Source organism: Paraburkholderia susongensis (genome assembly GCF_900177725.1).
Taxonomy (GTDB): Bacteria; Pseudomonadota; Gammaproteobacteria; order Burkholderiales; family Burkholderiaceae; genus Paraburkholderia; species Paraburkholderia susongensis.
Window position 1 is genome coordinate 308,915 of the sequence record NZ_FXAT01000004.1, and the last position, 18,247, is coordinate 327,161.

An 18,247-nucleotide genomic window follows, 5' to 3' on the forward strand; every position below is an offset into this window, starting at 1 on the left:
AAGGCAGCGCATGAAGATTCATATTCAAGACGGCACGCTGATCGATCCGGTCGCGGGCACCGAACAGCAGCAGGACATTTTTATCGAGGCGGGCAAGATCGCCGCGATCGGCGACGCGCCGGCCGGTTTCCAGGCCACGCAGACGATCGACGCAACCGGCCTCATGATCGCGCCGGGTCTCGTCGATCTGTGCGCGCGCCTGCGCGAGCCGGGCTACGAGCACAAGGCGACGCTCAAATCCGAAATGGCCGCGGCGCTCGCGGGCGGCGTGACGAGCCTCGTGTGTCCGCCGGACACCGATCCGACGCTCGATGAACCCGGCCTCGTCGAGATGCTGCGGTTTCGCGCGCGCAATCTGAACCAGGCGCACGTGTATCCGCTCGGCGCGCTGACGGTCGGCCTCAAGGGGCAGGTCATCACCGAGATGGTCGAGCTGACCGAGGCGGGCTGCGTCGGCTTTTCGCAGGCCGATACGCCGATCGTCGACACACAGGTGCTGATGCGCGCGCTGCAATACGCGAAGACCTACGGCTACACCACGTGGCTGCGTCCGCTCGATGCGTACCTCGGCAAGGGCGGCGTCGCCGCGAGCGGCGCGCTGGCGTCGCGGCTCGGTTTGTCGGGCGTGCCGGTGGCGGCCGAAACGATCGCGCTGCACACGATCTTCGAACTCGTGCGCGTGACCGGCGCGCGCGTGCATATTTCGCATGTGTCGTCGGCGGCGGGCGTCGCGCTCGTGCGCGCGGCGAAGGTCGAGGGCCTGCCGGTGTCGTGCGACGTCACCGTGAACCACGTGCATCTGATCGACGTCGACATCGGTTATTTCGACTCGCAGTTCCGGCTCGACCCGCCGCTGCGTCAGCAGCGCGATCGCGAAGCGATCCGCGCGGGCCTCGTCGACGGCACGATCGACGCGATCTGCTCGGCTCACACGCCGGTCGACGACGACGAAAAGCTGCTGCCGTTCGCCGAGGCGACGCCGGGCGCAACCGGGCTCGAGCTGTTCCTCTCGCTGACCGTGAAATGGGCCGACGAAGCGGGCGTGCCGCTCGCTACCGCGCTCAACCGCATCACGACGGCGCCCGCGCAGGTGCTCGGGCTCGAAGTGGCTGGCCGCATCGAGCCCGGCGCGGCGGCCGACCTCTGCGTGTTCGACCGTCACGCGTACTGGCGCGTCGAGCCGCGTGCGCTCAGGAGCCAGGGGCACAACACGCCGTTTCTCGGATACGAACTGCCGGCGCGTGTGCGCGCGACCATCGTGTCCGGTCAGCTCGCGCACGAGCAGCGCTGAGCGGCAGCGTCCAGTCAAGGAAAGCTCCGACCATGAAGCTCGCGTTACGCAAGATCCGACTCATCGCGCATCTGCTGCACGGCATGTGGACCGTGGCGACGCGCTTTCCGGGCGCGAGCGCGGAACGGCGCCACGCACTCAATCGCGCGTGGTCGCTCAAGATGCTGCGCCTGTGCGGCATGCGGCTCGTCGTGCATAACGACGCGGCGCGGCTCGACCGCGGCGCGCTCGTGGTTGCCAATCACGTATCGTGGATCGATATCTACGTGATCAATGCGTGGCGGCCCACGCCGTTCGTGTCGAAGGCGGAGATCCGCCAATGGCCGGTGGTCGGCTGGCTCGCGCAGCAGCTGGATACGGTGTTCATCCAGCGCGAGAAGCGCAGCGACGCGAAGCGGATCATGCACGAACTCGCCGCTCGCCTGAGCGCGGGCGAACTGATGTGCGTGTTCCCCGAGGGCACCACGTCGAACGGGCTCGCGCTGCTGCCGTTTCACGCGAACCTGTTCCAGGCGGCGGTGTCGGCCGGCGTGCCGGTGCAGCCGGTGTGCCTCATGTATGAGGACGCGCAGGGCCGGCAGTCCACTGCGCCTGCGTATATCGACGATCTTTCGCTGTCCGATTCGCTCGACCTGCTGTTGCGCGGCGCTCCGTTGACCGCGCACGTGTACATCGGCGCGCCGCTCGCGCCCGGTCCGGACCGGCGCGAGCTTGCCGCACAGGCACAGGACGTCGTGGGAAATGCGTTGCACGAGATGCAGCGCGGCGGCGCGAGCGCCGGGGCGGTGGCGACGGAAGAGGGTGTGCAGGCGGTTGAGTCTTCAGCCGTTGCGCCAACGCTGATCGAGCCGGTGGATCAGCCACGCCGTTCGGCATGAAGCAAGCTTAAAGCAGGCTTGAAAGGCCGGCCTAATTCCCGCCGCGCGGCACGCCGCAAGAGTCGCAATCGACCTGCGTCAATGTACGCTCCGCGGGATTCTGCGCGAGCCGCACCGCCGACAGCTTCTCGCCCCACACGCAACCCGAATCGAGCCCGATCAGGTTGTCGCGCAACAGCAGACCGAGCGCGGCCCAGTGGCCGAACACGACGGTCACGTCCGCAGTCTTGCGCGACGGCACCTCGAACCACGGTACGCAGCCAGGCGGCGCGGAGGCGAGGGTGCCGCTGCTGCTGAAATCCATCGTGCCGTCGGCGGTGCAAAAACGCATGCGCGTGAGCGCGCTGCACGTGACGCGCAGGCGCTCGATGCCCTTCAAGCCCGGCTTCCAGCGATTCGGCGCGTTGCCGTACAAACCGGCGAGGGTTTCCTTCCAGCTCGGCGCACGCAGCGCGCGCTGCAATTCGTCGGCGAGTTCGAGCGTGAGCGTCGCGTCCCATTGCGGCAGCACGCCCGCATGCACCATCAGCATGCCGTTGTCGAAATGCGCGAGCGGACGGTGGCGCACCCACTCGATCAGATCGGCGGCATCGGGCGCGGCGAGGATGTCGTCGATCGTGTCGCCTTTCTTCGACGTGCGAATTCCCGCCGACACCGACAGCAGATGCAGGTCGTGATTGCCGAGCACCGGCACCGCGCGCTCGCCGAGCGCGATCACGTCGCGCAGCGTGGCGAGCGATTCGGCGCCCCGGTTGATCAGGTCGCCCGCGAACCACAGCGGCGTGCCGGCCGGCGGCGCAGCCTTCGCGAGCAGCTGCTGGAACGGCTGGCGGCAGCCTTGCAGATCGCCGAAGGCGAGAGGGACCAGAGAAGAGGGCGCGCTGGAAGTGGTGGGCGGTGTCATCAAGGCAGTCTGTGCGGTTCGATGCACGCGGTGACGCACGAGGCGGGCCGCGTTCGGCAGTGCAGCATGCTAGCGTGACATAATAGCCCGTTTGGGGTTCCGATATCGCGCCATAAGGTGCGGGTTGCCGGCAGGGCATTGCGAGCCGGCGGCCACGCATGGACCGTGCGCGATATTGCACTACAACAAAGGATGACTCTCGTGAACGAAACAAGCATCTCGCCTTGCGGGGCGACGCAACCTTTTCGCACGCTCGTCACCGGCGCAAACGGTTTTACCGGCCGCTATCTGGTCGAGAAACTGCTCGGACGCGGCCATACCGTGATCGAAGCAGTGTCCGGCCACGACGAGCCCGAAACGCCAACCCGCATGAGGCTCGACATCACCTCGCCGGCCCAGTGCCGGCGTGTGCTCGAGACCGTGCGGCCCGACTACATCGTGCATCTCGCGGCGATCAGTTTCGTCGGCCACAGCGATCCGCTCGACTTCTATCGGGTCAACGTGATCGGCACGCTGAACCTGCTCGAAGCCTGCACCGCGATCGGCCACGTGCCGCGCAAGCTGCTGATCGCGAGCAGCGCGAACGTGTATGGCAACGTGAGCAGCGCCGCGATCGACGAAAGCTGCCCGCTCACGCCGGTCAATCATTACGCGGCCAGCAAGGCGGCGATGGAAACGATGGTGCGCACGTGGTTCGACCGGCTGCCGATCCTGATCGTGCGGCCGTTCAACTACACCGGCCGCGGCCAGGCGCCCAACTTTCTCGTGCCGAAGATCGTCAGCCACTTCGCGCGGCGCGAACCGTCGATCGAACTCGGCAATATCGATATCGCTCGCGACTTCTCGGACGTGCGTTATGTGGCGAGCGCCTATGAAGCGCTGCTCGATTCCGGCGCCGCCGCCGAGACCGTCAACGTCTGCACCGGCACGCCGTACACACTGCGTGACATTCTCGCGACGGCGAGCGATCTGACGGGCCACGAACTCGAGGTTCAGATCAATCCCGCGTTTGTCCGGCAAACGGACGTCAAGACGCTGGCCGGCTCGCCCGCGAAGCTGCGCTCGCTCGTGCCGGCAGTCGAGTCGATTCCGTTCGTCGATACGCTGCGCTGGATGCTGGCGGCCTGATTGCCGACCCGGCGGCCGGCTCGATGGCTGGCCTGATCGCCGGCGCATGTCGCAGTCAGCCTTTCCGCTTCCTTTCTGTTTGAGAAAGGGCCATTCGCGGCCCTTTCCCTCTCTTTCCCGCCTGTTCCCGCGCTGCACTGCCAGTTATAGCCCGGCTTGCGCTGCCTGATGCCGCCATCTGCGGTCAAATACGCCCAAATAGGCGTAAAAAATGCGCAAAAAATCTGATTTCTCAGATCAACGGCAACCAAATTTGTCAAGCTGTTTCAAGTTGTTAGGGTTCTAGTTTTTACCCCGAGCGGCTTTATAATTGGGGCTTCATAAAATTGGCATCTGAGTGCCTGCCGTGGTGCGGGCGGGTACGACAGGCTGCTAGAGAAACGGACACCACCACGCGGGATGGACAGGCCGGCACGCGGTTCATTGCGACCTGTCACTCATATCTAGAAGGGAATTTCATGATCCTGGTAACGGGCGGTGCCGGTTTTATCGGCGCCAATTTCGTGCTCGACTGGCTGGCTGCGTCGGACGAAGCGGTGCTCAACGTCGACAAGCTGACCTACGCCGGCAATCTGGGCACGCTGAAATCGCTACAGGGCAATCCCCAGCACGTCTTTGCGCGTGTCGACATCTGTGATCGCGCCGCGCTCGACGCGCTGTTCGCCGAGCACAAGCCGCGCGCCGTTCTGCATTTCGCGGCCGAAAGCCACGTGGACCGCTCGATTCACGGCCCGGCCGACTTCGTGCAGACCAACGTGGTCGGCACCTTCACTCTGCTCGAAGCCGCGCGCAACTACTGGAACACGCTGGGCGTTGCCGGGCGTGCCGCATTCCGCTTCCTGCACGTGTCGACCGACGAAGTGTTCGGCTCGCTGTCCGCTACCGATCCACAGTTCTCCGAAACCACGCCGTATGCGCCGAATAGCCCCTATTCGGCCACCAAGGCGGGCTCCGACCATCTCGTGCGCGCCTACCATCACACGTACGGCCTGCCGGTGCTCACCACGAACTGCTCGAACAACTACGGTCCGTACCAGTTCCCCGAAAAGCTGATCCCGCTGATGATCGCCAATGCGCTCGCGGGCAAGCCGCTGCCGGTGTACGGTGACGGTCAGAACGTGCGTGACTGGCTGTACGTCGGCGACCACTGCAGCGCGATTCGTGAAGTGCTCGCGCGCGGCACGCCGGGCGAAACGTACAACGTCGGCGGCTGGAACGAGAAGAAGAACCTCGAGGTCGTGCACACGCTGTGCGACCTGCTCGACAAGCAGCGTCCGAAAGCGGCCGGCTCGTATCGCGACCAGATCACCTATGTGAAGGACCGTCCGGGCCACGACCGCCGTTACGCGATCGACGCGCGCAAGCTCGAGCGCGAACTCGGCTGGAAACCGGCGGAAACGTTCGAAACGGGTCTTGCGAAGACGGTCCAGTGGTATCTGGACAATCAGGCATGGTCCGACGAAGTCGCTTCGGGCGAATACCGGAAGTGGGTAGAGACCAACTACGGGCAACGCACGTAAAGGCACGATCATGGCGCGCAAAGGCATCATTCTCGCGGGCGGCTCGGGCACCCGCCTCTATCCGATCACGCATGTCGTCTCGAAGCAGCTGCTGCCGGTCTACGACAAGCCGATGATCTACTACCCGCTCTCCACGCTGATGGTGGCGGGTATTCGCGACGTGCTGATCATCTCCACGCCGCAGGACACACCGCGCTTCGAGGCGATGCTCGGCGACGGCAGCCAGTGGGGCATGAATATCCAGTACGCGGTGCAGCCGTCGCCCGACGGGCTCGCGCAGGCGTTCATCATCGGCCGCGAGTTCGTGGGCAACGACCCGTCGGCGCTGATTCTCGGCGACAACATCTTCTACGGCCACGATCTCGCGAGGCAGCTCGAGCGCGCGAATAGTCAGGACGAAGGCGCGACCGTGTTCGCGTATCACGTGCACGATCCCGAGCGTTACGGCGTGGTCGAATTCGACAAGCAGTTCCGCGCGTTGTCGATCGAGGAGAAGCCCGTCAAGCCGCGCTCGAACTACGCGGTCACGGGCCTTTACTTCTACGACAAGCAGGTCTGCGACATCGCCGCGGACATCAAGCCATCGCCGCGCGGCGAGCTGGAAATCACCGACGTCAACTCGCGCTACCTCGCGAACGCGGCGCTCAACGTCGAGATCATGGGCCGCGGCTATGCGTGGCTCGACACCGGCACGCACGACTCGCTGATCGAAGCGGCCACGTTCATCGCGACGCTGCAGAAGCGCCAGGGTCTCGTGGTCGCGTGCCCGGAAGAGATCGCGTTCCGGAAAAGCTGGATCGACGGCGAACAGTTGCTCGCGCTCGCCAAGCCGCTCGCGAAGAATGCCTACGGGCAGTACCTGCAAAACATTCTTACGGATCACGTCGCATGGCCATCCAGGTAACCGCAACCGCACTGCCCGAAGTCAAGATCATCGAGCCGAAGGTGTTCGGCGATGCGCGTGGTTTTTTCTTCGAGAGCTTCAATGCGCTCGAGTTTGACGAGAAGGTCGAGGCGGGTGTCGAGTTCGTGCAGGACAACCATTCGCGCTCGGCGAGGGGCGTGCTGCGCGGTCTGCACTATCAGATCCAGCATGCGCAGGGCAAGCTCGTGCGCGTGGTCGAAGGCGAAGTGTTCGACGTGGCCGTCGACATTCGCAAAAGCTCGCCGAATTTCGGCAAGTGGGTCGGCGTGACGCTGTCGGTCGAGAACCATCGGCAACTGTGGGTGCCGCCCGGTTTCGCGCACGGCTTCGTCGTGCTGTCGGAGTCCGCGCAGTTCCTCTACAAGACCACCGACTACTGGTTCCCCGAGCACGAGCGCAGCATCGTGTGGAACGATCCGGCCATCGGCATCGAATGGCCGGTCGACTTCGAACCGCTGCTCGCGGCGAAGGATGCGGCGGGCAAGCGCCTCGCCGACGCCGAAGTCTACGCATGAGAGGCACCGCATGAGCGCACAGGATGCGAAGCGCACGATTCTCGTCACCGGCGTGAACGGCCAGGTCGGCTATGAGCTTGCGCGCACGCTGCAAGGGCTCGGCACGGTGGTTGCGGTGGACCGCTCCACGCTCGATCTGTCGAACTTCGATCAGATTCGCGCGGTGGTGCGCGATGTGCGTCCCGCGCTGATCGTCAATCCGGCCGCCTATACGGCGGTCGACAAGGCGGAGCAGGAAGCCGATCTCGCGATGCGCATCAACGGCGAAGCGCCGGGCGTGCTCGCCGAGGAAGCGAAGAAGCTCGGCGCGGCGCTGATCCACTACTCGACCGACTACGTGTTCAACGGCGAGAAGGCGGGCGCATACGTCGAGGACGATCCGACCGATCCGCAGAACGTCTACGGGCGCAGCAAGCTCGCCGGCGAACAGGCGATCGCGGCCACCGGCGCGAATCATCTCGTGCTGCGCACCAGCTGGGTATACGGCACGCGCGGCAAGAATTTTCTGCTCACGATGCTGCGGCTCGGCGCCGAGCGTCCCGAGCTGAAGGTCGTCGCCGACCAGTTCGGCGCGCCCACCTGGTGCAACACGATCGCGACGCTCACCGCGCATCTGTGCGCGCAGTCCCTCGCCGCCGAAGACAGCGCAAAGTGGTGGAGCGAGCGCTCGGGCGTCTATCACCTGTGCGCGGGCGATTCGACTTCGTGGCACGGCTTCGCGTCGGCGATCTTCGAACTCGCGGACTTGCCCAGCAAGCCGAACACGCTGCCGATTCCCGCCGCGGATTACCCCACACCCGCGAAGCGTCCAGCCAATTCCAGAATGTCGAACGAGAAGCTGGCGCGCGTGTTCGGGCTCGCCGCGCCGCATTGGCGCGACGCGCTGCAACTGTGTCTGACGGACGGTTTTCCGAAGTCGCCCGCGGCCCGTTCCTGAGGCTGTTTTTTTCAGGGTTCTGCGAGCGCGGTCGCGATGCAAAGCGGCACACGATGCGCCTCACTACCCGCTCGCGTCGTGCCGTTGTACTAACGGTGCCTGACAATGGTGAAAGGGGGCGGCGGTACAATGTTGCGACAGGAAAGCGCCGTCCAGCGCCCATCTGGCGGGCGCGGTGCGTGGTATCGGTGCGTGCGGGCAAAGCGCGCATGACCGCACGATCCGCGACCGTCGGGTTGTGCTGATTACCCGCCTCGGTGCGGCCGCGTAATAAATACGGTATTGAGAGGGGTCTGTGAGTTTGTTACCGATCATTCTGTGCGGTGGAGCGGGCTCCAGGCTCTGGCCCGTCTCCCGCGAATCGCACCCGAAGCCGTTCATCCGCCTGGCGGACGGCGAGAGTCTGCTGCAGAAGGCCTTCCTGCGCGCGGTGGCGTTGCCCGGTGTGAAGGAAGTGCTGACGGTGACCAACCGCGAACTCTTCTTCAAGACCGAAGACGATTTCCGCGAGGTGAATGCGAAGGGCATTGCGACTTCGTTCATTCTCGAACCGTTCGGCCGCAACACGGCCGCGGCGGTCGCGACGGCGGCCCTGCATACGGCCAGCGCGCATGGCGAAGACACCGTGATGCTGGTGCTCGCCGCCGACCATCTGATCGCCGATCAGGCCGCGTTCGCCGTGGCGGTCGAGCGCGCGCAGACGCTCGCGCAGGCGGGCCAGGTCGTGACCTTCGGCATGCAGCCGGACACGCCCGAAACCGGCTACGGCTATATCGAAGCCGACGGCGAGAAAGTGGTGCGCTTCGTCGAGAAGCCGACGCTTGCCAAGGCCCGCGAATATCTCGCATCGGGCAAGTTCGCGTGGAATTCGGGCATGTTCTGCTTCACCGCGGGCACGATCCTCAAGGAAATGCGCGAGCATTGCCCCGACATCCTCGATGCCGCGGCCGAGTGCATGGAGAAGTCGCCGTCCGCCGAAGGCAAGGGCGGCGCGCAGGTGCGCCTCGAGCCCGGCTGTTTTGGCGCGGTGCCGGAACTGTCGTTCGATTACGCGGTGATGGAGAAGTGCAAGCACGCGGCGGTCGTGCGTTGCGATATCGGCTGGACCGACGTCGGTTCGTGGACCGCGCTCTCCGACCTGTCGCCGGCTGACGCGAGCGGCAATCGCGTGGAAGGCGAGGCGCTGCTCGTCGACGTGAAGAACTCGTATCTGCGCAGCAGCGGCCGCCTGATCGGCGCGGTCGGCATCGACAACCTGATCGTGATCGACACGCCCGATGCGCTGCTCGTCGCGAACAAGGATCGCGCGCAGGACGTGAAGCAGATTTTCGCGGAACTGAAGTCGCGCGGCCATGAGACGTACAAGGTGCATCGCACCGTGCATCGGCCGTGGGGCACGTACTCGGTGCTCGAAGAGGGACCGCGCTTCAAGATCAAGCGCATCGAGGTGAAGCCGGGCGCGAGCCTGAGCCTGCAGATGCATCATCACCGCAACGAGCATTGGGTCGTGGTGAGCGGTATGGCGAAGGTCGTCAACGGCGAGAATGAGTTCTTCGTGTCGACCAACGAGTCGACCTACATCCCGGCGGGGCATAAGCATCGCCTCGAAAATCCGGGTGTCGTCGAGCTCGTGATGATCGAGGTGCAAAGCGGCGAATATCTGGGCGAAGACGATATCGTCCGCTTCGAAGACATTTACGGACGTACTTGAGATGGATATCAGTTTTACCAACGACTCGGAAGACCTCACGCGTCACAACGAGAGCGACGACCTGCTGGTCGGCATGAAGGCGGTGCGCGTGTGGGGCACGCTCGGCTGGCACGACATCCGGCAGCGCTATCGCCGCTCGGTGCTCGGGCCTTTCTGGTTCACGCTGAGCACGATCATCATGGTCGTCGTGCTCGGCGCGTTGTACTCCACGCTGCTGCACCAGGAAATTTCCGACTATCTGCCGTATCTCGCGGTGGGTCTCGTCGTGTGGGCGTATCTCGCGTCGGTCGCCAACGAAGGCTGTCTTGCGTTCATCGGCGCCGCGTATCTGATCAAGCAGATCAGGCTGCCGCTCACCGTGCACGTGTGCCGCATCGCGTGGCGCAATTTCGTGATCCTGCTGCACAGCCTGCCCGTGGTGGTCGTGCTGCTGCTGATCTTCGGCCACTGGCCGGGCTGGGAATTCGTGCTGGTGCCGTTCGCGCTCTTCATTCTGCTGCTGCACGGCGTGTGGCTCGGCGTCACGCTCGGCGTGCTGTGCGCGCGCTTTCGCGATATTCCGCCGATCGTCACCAACCTGATCCAGGTCGTGTTCTTCTTCACGCCGGTCATGTGGTCGCCGGAAATCCTGAAGGATCGCGCCTGGGTCGCCGAATACAACCCGCTCTATCACCTGATCGAAACGGTGCGCGCGCCGCTCACCGGCCGCCCGACTCACTGGGAGTCGTGGGCGTGGTCGATTGGCTTGCTGATCGTCGGTTTTGCGTTCGCGCAGTTCCTGATGAAGCGTTTCCGTAATCGTGTTCCTTACTGGCTTTGATATTGTGAGTTCTTCATCGATTGTCGCTCGTAACATTTCCGTCGAGTTTCCGATTTACGAGAACTCGCATCGCTCGCTGAAAAAGGCGGTGCTCAATCTCACGACGGGAGGCCGGATCGGCCAGGACGCGGGTCGCCACGCGATCGTCAGAGCTATCGACGACCTGAGCTTCACCTTCGGCGAAGGGGAGCGTATCGGTCTGATCGGCCACAACGGCTCGGGCAAGACGACGCTCCTGCGCACGCTCTCGGGTGTCTATGCGCCGGTGCGCGGCGAGCTGAAGGTGCAGGGCAAGATCGCGTCGCTGCTCGACGTGTCGATGGGCCTCGACCCCGACGCGACCGGCTTCGAGAACATTTATCTGCGCGGCATTCTCGACGGGCTGAAGCCCGCGCGCATTCGCGCGAAGATCGACGAGATCGCCGACTTCAGCGAACTCGGCGACTACCTGAATCTGCCGGTGCGCACCTATTCGAGCGGGATGATGCTGCGCCTCGCGTTTGCGATCTCGACGAGCGTCGAGGCCGACATCCTCATCATGGACGAGTGGCTGAGCGTCGGCGACGCCGAGTTCAGGGTGAAGGCGGCCGAGCGTCTGGAAGGCCTCGTCGGCAAGGCGGCGCTGCTCGTGGTGGCATCGCACGATCCGAAGCTCGTCGGGCGCGTGTGCACGCGCAAGATCTCGATGGAACACGGCAAGGTGGTCGCCGACGAAGCTGTGCCGCCGCCGGAAAAAAGCGACGAACCGCTCGTCAGCCAGGCCGCGCAGTTGCCGCACTGAGCGTGCGCTCGCGCAACAGGAGCGTCGCGGCGTAGTGCGTGGTTCGGTGGGTCGTGTAGTGCGTCATGTCGTTCGTCATGCAGTGCGTGGCAGCACTCCGACCCGCGGCGAAATCCCGATGCGCAGTTCAGAAACACCCCTCGGGGCCGTGCCCCGAGGCGCAACAAGGTTCGAATTTCATGCGAGCTAACCACCCATTCCTGCGCTACTCCGAATCCCTGCTCGTGCGTCAGCCGTTTCGCACGCTCAAGGGTTTCGCGGGCGGCTATATCGCGTATCCGATTGCCGAGAACGCCGAAAAACGCAGCGTGCGGCCGAAAGTCCGCGAACTGCGCGAACACTATGCGTTGCCGGTGCCGCAGCGCCGCCGCATCGCGCTCGAACGGCTCGCGAACATGCTCGAATTCGCCGGCGCGAAGGTGCCTTACTACCGTGACCTGTTCCTGGCGAAGCAGTTCGATCCGGCCAAGGTCAAGGACGACCCGCGCTATCTGGAAGAGTTGCCGTATCTGACCAAGGACATCATCCGCGAGCAGGGACCGCGCCTGTTGTCGGGACCGCTCGAAGCGGGCAAGCATCACGCGTGCAAGACCGGCGGCTCGACCGGGCTGTCCACGACGATCTACTACGACCAGGAAGGCGCCGATTATTCGTCGGCGGTCACGAACTATTGCCGCGAGCGTATCGGCAAGCTGCGCCATCGCTCGGAGCTGCACTTCGCGTGCCGTTTCCCGGACCAGGTCATGCCCGAATGGCCCTCGCGCGAAGACTTCAAATGCTTCGCGATGAATCGCAGCAACATCTTCTTCGACCGCATCGACGATCAAGGCCTCGAGGAAATGTGGCGCATCCTCAAGCGCCGCCGCCCGTATCTTGCGCACTCGCATCCGTCCACCATGTACGCGCTCGCCTGCTACGTCGAACGCAAGTACGGCGGCGGTAAGGCGTTCCAGGTGTTCGAGTCGAGCGGCGAACTGCTCGAGCCGCACGTGCGCGACAAGATCGCGTCGGCGCTGCGCTGTCGTGTCATCAACCGCTATGGCCTCGCCGAACTCGGCGTGATGGCCTATGAACTCAACGGCCATGAAGGCGGCTTCCAGATCCTCGAATCCGAGGGCTGGCCGGAAAGCCGTCTTGCGGTGGACAACCCCGACGGCGCGCACGAACTCGTGTTCACCGGGTTCCGCAACAAGCTGATGCCACTCGTGCGCTACGCGACCGGCGACCTCGCGCGCGTGCAGGAAACGCAGAAGGGCTTCTTCCTGACCGACGTGGTCGGGCGCATTCACGATGTCGTGCCGATCAACGGCGTCGCGCATCCGACGCATCACATCCAGGACATGCTCGATCACCGCGTCGGCGGGATTCAGGAATTCCAGATCGATCTGCGCACGACGCCGCCCACGTTGCGAATCGTCCTCGAACCGCACGCAAACGCCGAGGAAACGACCGCGAAGCTGCGCCACTTCTGGCAGGACGCGTTCACGATCGCCTACGTCGGCCACGACGATTTCGTGCGCGTCGGCAGCCGCGCCAAATTCCGTCACGTGGTGAGCGCATGATCGGTGTCGTGTTTCCCGATGCGCGCGCCGACGCTGGCCAATACGTGCTGGCGGCGTTGCGGCGCTCGGTCAGCTCGGCCCAGGCGCAGGCGATCACGCGCAACGCGCTGCAAGAGATCGCGCCGGATGTCGTGGTCGCCGTCGACGCGCCCGATGCGTGGAGCGCGGACCTCATCGCCTTCGTGACCAGGGCCGCGAGCGCGCGGCCGCGCAAGCTGATCGTGTTCGGCCATATGCCGATCGCGCTCGCCGATTATCTGCGCTACCGGCCCGCGGCCTTGCCGCCCGAACTCGAGCAGGCGAGCCGCAGCGCATCGGCGCCAGCGGGCGAGTCGCGCGAAAGCGCGGCGGTGGTGCGCTACGGCGCATTGGCGCAGACGCTCGGCGGCGGCGCGTGGCATCGCCCGTTCGAGCGCTTCGACTTCACCGACGAATGGAACAACCTCGGCTACGGCGCGATTCGCGCGGACGGCTCGATCTGGGCGGTCGCGGAAGCGCCGGAAGTCCCCGCCGAAGCGGAGCTGGCTGCGGTCGTCGTGAACGGCGAGCGGCAGTTCGCGTACGCGGCGCTCTGGGACGCAGGCGCCTCGGGCGTGCTGTGGTTCAACCGGCCGGTCGGCCCGTGCGATTCGTTCGAATGGCGCATCGTCGAGCAGTTCCTGTCGGGCTACCGGCCCGATGCGTTGCCGTGCCAGCCGGTACTGAGCGAGCTGCCGTGGGGCTACGATGCGGCGATTACCTCGCGGCTCGATTGCGACGAGGAGGTCGAATCGGCGCGTCCTCTTTGGCAGGCATATCAGCGCCTCGGCGTGCCGTTCTCGCTCGCCGTGCATACGCAGAACCTGAACCGCGCGGATCAGCATGAGATCTTGCGCGAACTGCTCGCCGACCGGCAGCAGGGCGCGGTGCTGTCGCACACGGCCACGCACTCGCCGAACTGGGGCGGCAGCTACGACACCGCGCTCGCGGAAGGCGCGCAGTCGGCGGAACTGCTCGAACGCGCGACCGGCGTGCCGGTGCGCTATGCCGTGTCGCCGTTTCACCAGTCGCCGCCGTACGCGATGCGCGGCCTCATCGACGCGGGCTACGCGGGTTGCATCGGCGGAATCATCCGCAACGATCCGGAGTTCGTGACCGCGCGCGGCGGTGCGCTGGCCGGCTTGCCGGCAGGCTTCGTCGGGCATAGCCAGCAGTGCATGCTGCACGGCGACTGCATGCTGAAAGAGGGCGATCCGCTCGCGATTTTCAGGCAGGCCTTCGACAACGCCTACGCGACCAACACGCTGTTCGGCTATCTCGATCATCCGTTCTCCGAGCGCTACACGTACGGCTGGGCGGACGAGGCGTCGCGTATCGAAGCGCACGAGCAGTTCATCGCGTACATCCGCGGCAAGGCGAAGAAGCCGCTCTTCCTGCACGAGGAAGCCGCGCTCGACTTCCTGCGCTTCAGGTCGCTCACACAAATCATCGAAGAGGACGGCGCGTTTCGCGTCGTGACGCCGTCCGCACACACGACGCCCCTCAAGACGCCCCTTACGCTCGGCGTCGAGTTCAAGGGCGCTCATCGGCAGGTGGAGCCGGGGAAAGCACTGCAATGAAAGTCATGGTGGTGATGGGCACGCGGCCCGAGGTCATCAAGCTCGCGCCGGTCGTGCGGGCGTTGCGCGGCGAGTTCGAGACGATCGTCTGCGCGAGCGGGCAGCACAAGGACATGGCCGCGCAGGCGCTCGAATTCTTCGGCATCGAACCGGACATCACGCTCGAGACGATGAGCCCCGGGCAATCGCTGAACGCGCTGTCGTCGCGGCTGATCGCGGCACTCGATCGCGCGCTCGACGAAACGCGTCCCGACTGGGTGATCGTGCAGGGCGATACGACGACGGCGTTCTGCGCGGGCTTCGCGGCGTTTCATCGCGGTATTCGTGTCGGCCACGTCGAAGCGGGGCTGCGCACCGGCGATCTCGCGAGCCCATTCCCCGAGGAAGCGAACCGCAGCCTGCTCGGCCGCATCGCCACGCTGCATTTCGCGCCGACCGAACGTGCGCGGGAGAGCCTCCTCGCCGAAGGCATCGCGGCGCAGAAGATCGTCGTGACCGGCAATACGGTCGTCGATGCGATCGCCGAAGTGCGCCAGAGCTGGCACGTTACGCCGCCGCGCAGTCCGCTGCCCGCATGGCACGGCGCGCAGCAGGAACATGTGCTCGTCACTTGTCACCGGCGCGAGAATTTCGGCGACGTGCTGCAGGACATCTGCCGCGTGCTGCGCGATTTATGCCAGCGCTATAGCGACTACCGCTGGGTGTTTCCCGTGCATCTGAATCCGGCCGTGCGCGGTCCCGTGCATCGCGAACTCGACGGCATCGCGAACCTTGTGCTGATCGAGCCGGTCGATTATCCGACCAGCCTCTATCTGATCAGCGGCAGCGCGGTCGTGGTCAGCGATTCGGGCGGCATCCAGGAAGAAGCGCCGACCTTCGGCGTGCCGGTCGTCGTGATGCGCAATCACACCGAGCGCCGCGAAGGCGTCGACGCCGGCTTCGCGACGCTCGCCGGGCAGAGCGCGGCGAGCATCGAAAGCGCGGTGATCGGCTGGCTCGACGATCCGGCGCGGCGCGCCGCGCTGCGCAATCGCGCGAATCCGTATGGCGACGGGCTGGCGTCGCGCCGCATCGTCGAGAGTCTGCAAGGGCGGCCGGTCGAGGTGTTCATTGGCTGACGGCAAGGACACCGCGCTCGCCGCGCAAGACTGTGTGCTGTTTTCAACCGCCGACTGGGACGAACCGTACTGGACCAACAAGCAGCACACGGCGAGCATTCTCGCCGCGCGCGGCTGGCGGATTCTGTACGTGGAGAGTGTCGGCTTCCGCTCGCCGAAAGTCGGCAGCGGGCGCGACTGGTCGCGCCTGTGGCGGCGCTTGTGGCGCGGCGTGCAGTCGCTCGTGCTCGGGCCGCCGCGTCGCGCGGAGAACGTCTGGGTACTGTCGCCGCTGATGGTGCCGGCCGGCCATCACCTGCCGTTCGTGCGCCCGCTGAACCAGGCGATGCTGCGCTTCTCGGTGAACCGCTTCGCAAGATCGCATCGTTTCAACAAGCCGGTCGTGTGGACCTACCACCCGTACATGCTCGACGCGATTGCGACGCTGCCGCGCGGGCCGCTCGTTTATCACTGCGTCGACGATATCGCGGCGATTCCGGGCGTCGACGTCAATGCGTTTCGCAACGCGCAGCAGGATCTGCTCGGACGCTGCGAGGCGGTGTTCACGACCGCGCAGTCGCTGAAGGACGTGTGTCTGCCGTTCAACCGCAACACGCATTTCTTCGGCAACGTCGTCGACGATGCGCATTTCGGCGCGGCGCGCGCCGATGGGGCGCTTTCTGCTGAACTACCTGCCGAACTGGCCGCGATTCCCGAACCGCGGCTCGTCTATCACGGCGTGCTGTCGGACTTCAAGGTCGACTTTCCGCTGCTGCTGCAAACCGCGCAGGCGCGGCCGCAATGGCAGTGGGTGATTATCGGCGAGGAGCGCGAAGGGCAGCGCAGCGAACTGCTCGCGCAACTCGCGCGCCAGCCGAACGTGCATCTGCTCGGCTACCGGCCTTATAGCGTGCTGCCGCGGTATCTGCGCGGCATGCGGGTCGGCGTGCTGCCGACGCTGCTCAACGAATACACGCGCTCGATGTTCCCGATGAAGTTCTATGAATATCTCGCGGCCGGCTTGCCGGTCGTGTCGACGCCGCTCGATTTCGCGAAAGAGCCGCGCCCGGGTCTCGAAGTGGGCGGCGATGCGGACGCGTTCATCGCGGCGATCGAAAAGCAGCTGGCGCGCGGCAAGCTGAGTGCGGAGGAGGTACGCGCGGCGGTGGGGGAGAATACGTGGGAAGCGCGGCTGGACAAGATGTTGAGGATTACGTTTCATTGCCAGCAAGCGGATGGCGGTAGCGCGCGGGAATGCGATGCGGAGGTACGCACGTGAGGGTCGTTCATGTGTACCGCACGTACTTCCCGGACCCACCGGGCGGCTTGCAGGAAGCGATCCGCCAGATAGCGCTGTCGACGCGCGAGCGCGGCGTCGAACCGCGCATCCTGACTTTGTCGCCGACACCGACGCCGACGGTCGTCGATTATCCCGAAGGGCAGGTGGTCCGCGAAAAGTCGTGGGCGGCCCCCGCTTCCTGCGATCTCGGCGGCCCATGCTCCGTGATGAAATATCGCGAGATGGCCGCGTGGGCCGATGTCGTGCATTTTCATTTTCCCTGGCCGTTCGCGGACGTGTTGCATCTGCTTGGGTGCACGAAGAAGCCGACGGTGATGACGTATCACTCCGACATCGTGCGCCAGAAGCTGCTGGGCGCCGTCTACGGACCGCTGATGCGGCGCACGCTGCGCAGCATGTCCGCGGTGGTTGCGACGTCGCCGGCCTATGCGCGAACCAGCGAGACGCTGGCGGCGTGCGTGTCGAGGGAGCATCTGAAGACGATTCCGCTTGGCATCATCGATTACCGCGATGCGCCGCTGCCCGGCGACACGCAGCGCAACATCGAGAGCCGGTTGGGTCTCGTGCATGGAGAGCCTTATTTTCTCGCGCTCGGCGTGCTGCGTTATTACAAGGGTCTGCATACGCTCGTCGAGGCCGCGCCCGGCATCGGCGCGAAGATCGTGATCGCCGGTTCGGGGCCGGAGCGTGAGCGTCTGGAAGCAATGGCGCGGCAGAGCGGCGTGAGCAACGTCGTGTTCGCGGGGCAGGTCACGCACGACGAAAAAGTCGCGCTGCTCAAGGGCTGCCGCGCGATGGTGCTGCCGTCGCATTTGCGCTCGGAAGCGTTCGGCATGGTGCTGGTCGAGGCGGCCATGTTCGGTAAACCAATGGTGTGCTGCGAAGTGGGGTCGGGCACGTCGTACGTGAACGAAGCTGGCGAGACGGGCTTGGTCGTCGCGCCGGAGCAGGCACACGAACTGGCTCGCGCGATGAACACCCTGCTGGGCGACGCTGCGTTGGCCGAACGCATGGGACAGGCCGCGCGCGCCCGTTATGAAGCGTTGTTTTCGGGCGAGGCGCTGGGCCGTGCGTATGGCGCGTTGTATCACGACGTCACGCGTAACCGATAGATAGTTCGCGCGACGCGAGGCACGTGACGGACCCGTGCCCGGCGGCCGGTCTCCACGCCATGCGATGTGTATACAATGTGGCGATTCAAGCAATCCGTGCGGCGGCAGGCGCGCTCGCAGGAGGAATCGCGAGTGAGGGGACGCATCGCGGCGACGCATGGCTGGCGT

At 65.2% G+C, this 18,247-nt stretch carries 16 protein-coding genes; 15 read left to right on the forward strand and 1 reads right to left on the reverse strand.

The window, feature by feature from the left end; all coding sequences use genetic code 11:
* The first annotated feature begins 10 nt into the window (after positions 1-10).
* Together B9Z01_RS14305 and B9Z01_RS14310 are read left to right on the forward strand one after the other, a co-directional pair.
* Positions 11-1,291 (forward strand): dihydroorotase, encoded by a 1,281-nt coding sequence (locus B9Z01_RS14305; RefSeq protein WP_085484045.1) that lies wholly within the window; start codon positions 11-13, stop codon positions 1,289-1,291.
* Positions 1,292-1,323: 32 nt separating this feature from the next.
* The gene (locus tag B9Z01_RS14310) at positions 1,324-2,169 is read left to right on the forward strand and encodes a lysophospholipid acyltransferase family protein (protein ID WP_085484047.1); all 846 of its coding nucleotides are present in this window, start codon (positions 1,324-1,326) and stop codon (positions 2,167-2,169) included.
* Positions 2,170-2,200: 31 nt separating this feature from the next.
* Here B9Z01_RS14310 and B9Z01_RS14315 read toward each other — a convergent pair whose 3' ends face one another.
* Positions 2,201-3,073, reverse strand: coding sequence for a symmetrical bis(5'-nucleosyl)-tetraphosphatase (locus B9Z01_RS14315; RefSeq protein WP_085484049.1), 873 nt, complete (start codon positions 3,071-3,073; stop codon positions 2,201-2,203).
* Between the two features lie 192 nt (positions 3,074-3,265).
* Here B9Z01_RS14315 and B9Z01_RS14320 point away from each other — a divergent pair, with 192 nt between their 5' ends.
* The 13 genes from B9Z01_RS14320 (at position 3,266) to B9Z01_RS14380 (ending at position 18,079) form a co-directional block, all read left to right on the forward strand.
* Entirely contained in the window at positions 3,266-4,201 is a 936-nt protein-coding gene (locus B9Z01_RS14320; protein ID WP_143808943.1) for a GDP-mannose 4,6-dehydratase, read from the forward strand.
* A gap of 458 nt (positions 4,202-4,659) precedes the next feature.
* A complete protein-coding gene (rfbB, locus tag B9Z01_RS14325; RefSeq protein WP_085484051.1) occupies positions 4,660-5,721 on the forward strand; it encodes a dTDP-glucose 4,6-dehydratase in 1,062 nt (353 codons plus the stop codon).
* Positions 5,722-5,731: 10 nt separating this feature from the next.
* On the forward strand, positions 5,732-6,625 hold the full coding sequence (gene rfbA / locus B9Z01_RS14330) for a glucose-1-phosphate thymidylyltransferase RfbA (RefSeq protein ID WP_085484053.1): 894 nt from the start codon (positions 5,732-5,734) through the stop codon (positions 6,623-6,625).
* The gene (gene rfbC, locus B9Z01_RS14335) at positions 6,610-7,161 is read left to right on the forward strand and encodes a dTDP-4-dehydrorhamnose 3,5-epimerase (RefSeq protein WP_085484055.1); all 552 of its coding nucleotides are present in this window, start codon (positions 6,610-6,612) and stop codon (positions 7,159-7,161) included. The genes rfbA and rfbC overlap by 16 nt, the downstream gene beginning before the upstream one ends.
* A gap of 10 nt (positions 7,162-7,171) precedes the next feature.
* Positions 7,172-8,098 (forward strand): dTDP-4-dehydrorhamnose reductase, encoded by a 927-nt coding sequence (gene rfbD, locus B9Z01_RS14340; RefSeq protein ID WP_085484057.1) that lies wholly within the window; start codon positions 7,172-7,174, stop codon positions 8,096-8,098.
* A 295-nt stretch (positions 8,099-8,393) separates the two neighbouring features.
* Positions 8,394-9,809 (forward strand): mannose-1-phosphate guanylyltransferase/mannose-6-phosphate isomerase, encoded by a 1,416-nt coding sequence (locus B9Z01_RS14345; RefSeq protein WP_085484059.1) that lies wholly within the window; start codon positions 8,394-8,396, stop codon positions 9,807-9,809.
* 1 nt (position 9,810) lies between these two features.
* Positions 9,811-10,629 (forward strand): ABC transporter permease, encoded by an 819-nt coding sequence (locus B9Z01_RS14350; protein WP_085484061.1) that lies wholly within the window; start codon positions 9,811-9,813, stop codon positions 10,627-10,629.
* Positions 10,630-10,633: 4 nt separating this feature from the next.
* Complete coding sequence (locus tag B9Z01_RS14355) at positions 10,634-11,410, forward strand: ABC transporter ATP-binding protein (protein WP_085484063.1); 777 nt, start codon at positions 10,634-10,636, stop codon at positions 11,408-11,410.
* 179 nt (positions 11,411-11,589) lie between these two features.
* The gene (locus B9Z01_RS14360; protein ID WP_085484065.1) at positions 11,590-12,972 is read left to right on the forward strand and encodes a phenylacetate--CoA ligase family protein; all 1,383 of its coding nucleotides are present in this window, start codon (positions 11,590-11,592) and stop codon (positions 12,970-12,972) included.
* Positions 12,969-14,570, forward strand: a complete 1,602-nt coding sequence (locus B9Z01_RS14365; protein WP_085484067.1) for a polysaccharide deacetylase family protein — start codon at positions 12,969-12,971, stop codon at positions 14,568-14,570. The genes B9Z01_RS14360 and B9Z01_RS14365 overlap by 4 nt, the downstream gene beginning before the upstream one ends.
* Entirely contained in the window at positions 14,567-15,688 is a 1,122-nt protein-coding gene (wecB, locus tag B9Z01_RS14370; protein ID WP_085484069.1) for a non-hydrolyzing UDP-N-acetylglucosamine 2-epimerase, read from the forward strand. Before B9Z01_RS14365 ends, wecB begins: the two co-directional genes overlap by 4 nt.
* Positions 15,681-16,946 carry a glycosyltransferase gene (locus B9Z01_RS14375; RefSeq protein WP_085484071.1) on the forward strand — a complete coding sequence of 422 codons (1,266 nt, stop codon included), beginning with the start codon at positions 15,681-15,683 and terminating at the stop codon, positions 16,944-16,946. Before wecB ends, B9Z01_RS14375 begins: the two co-directional genes overlap by 8 nt.
* The gene (locus B9Z01_RS14380; protein WP_085484073.1) at positions 16,943-18,079 is read left to right on the forward strand and encodes a glycosyltransferase; all 1,137 of its coding nucleotides are present in this window, start codon (positions 16,943-16,945) and stop codon (positions 18,077-18,079) included. Before B9Z01_RS14375 ends, B9Z01_RS14380 begins: the two co-directional genes overlap by 4 nt.
* Positions 18,080-18,247: the final 168 nt, after the last annotated feature.

Excerpts from the sequence above, each read along its gene's own strand:
- B9Z01_RS14305 (WP_085484045.1), top strand. The coding sequence starts at position 11 with ATGAAGATTCATATTCAAGACGGCACGCTGATCGATCCGGTCGCGGGC.
- B9Z01_RS14310 (WP_085484047.1), top strand. The coding sequence starts at position 1,324 with ATGAAGCTCGCGTTACGCAAGATCCGACTCATCGCGCATCTGCTGCAC.
- B9Z01_RS14315 (WP_085484049.1), bottom strand. The coding sequence starts at position 3,073 with ATGACACCGCCCACCACTTCCAGCGCGCCCTCTTCTCTGGTCCCTCTC.
- B9Z01_RS14320 (WP_143808943.1), top strand. The coding sequence starts at position 3,266 with ATGACTCTCGTGAACGAAACAAGCATCTCGCCTTGCGGGGCGACGCAA.
- rfbB (WP_085484051.1), top strand. The coding sequence starts at position 4,660 with ATGATCCTGGTAACGGGCGGTGCCGGTTTTATCGGCGCCAATTTCGTG.
- rfbA (WP_085484053.1), top strand. The coding sequence starts at position 5,732 with ATGGCGCGCAAAGGCATCATTCTCGCGGGCGGCTCGGGCACCCGCCTC.
- rfbC (WP_085484055.1), top strand. The coding sequence starts at position 6,610 with ATGGCCATCCAGGTAACCGCAACCGCACTGCCCGAAGTCAAGATCATC.
- rfbD (WP_085484057.1), top strand. The coding sequence starts at position 7,172 with ATGAGCGCACAGGATGCGAAGCGCACGATTCTCGTCACCGGCGTGAAC.
- B9Z01_RS14350 (WP_085484061.1), top strand. The coding sequence starts at position 9,811 with ATGGATATCAGTTTTACCAACGACTCGGAAGACCTCACGCGTCACAAC.
- B9Z01_RS14360 (WP_085484065.1), top strand. The coding sequence starts at position 11,590 with ATGCGAGCTAACCACCCATTCCTGCGCTACTCCGAATCCCTGCTCGTG.
- B9Z01_RS14365 (WP_085484067.1), top strand. The coding sequence starts at position 12,969 with ATGATCGGTGTCGTGTTTCCCGATGCGCGCGCCGACGCTGGCCAATAC.
- wecB (WP_085484069.1), top strand. The coding sequence starts at position 14,567 with ATGAAAGTCATGGTGGTGATGGGCACGCGGCCCGAGGTCATCAAGCTC.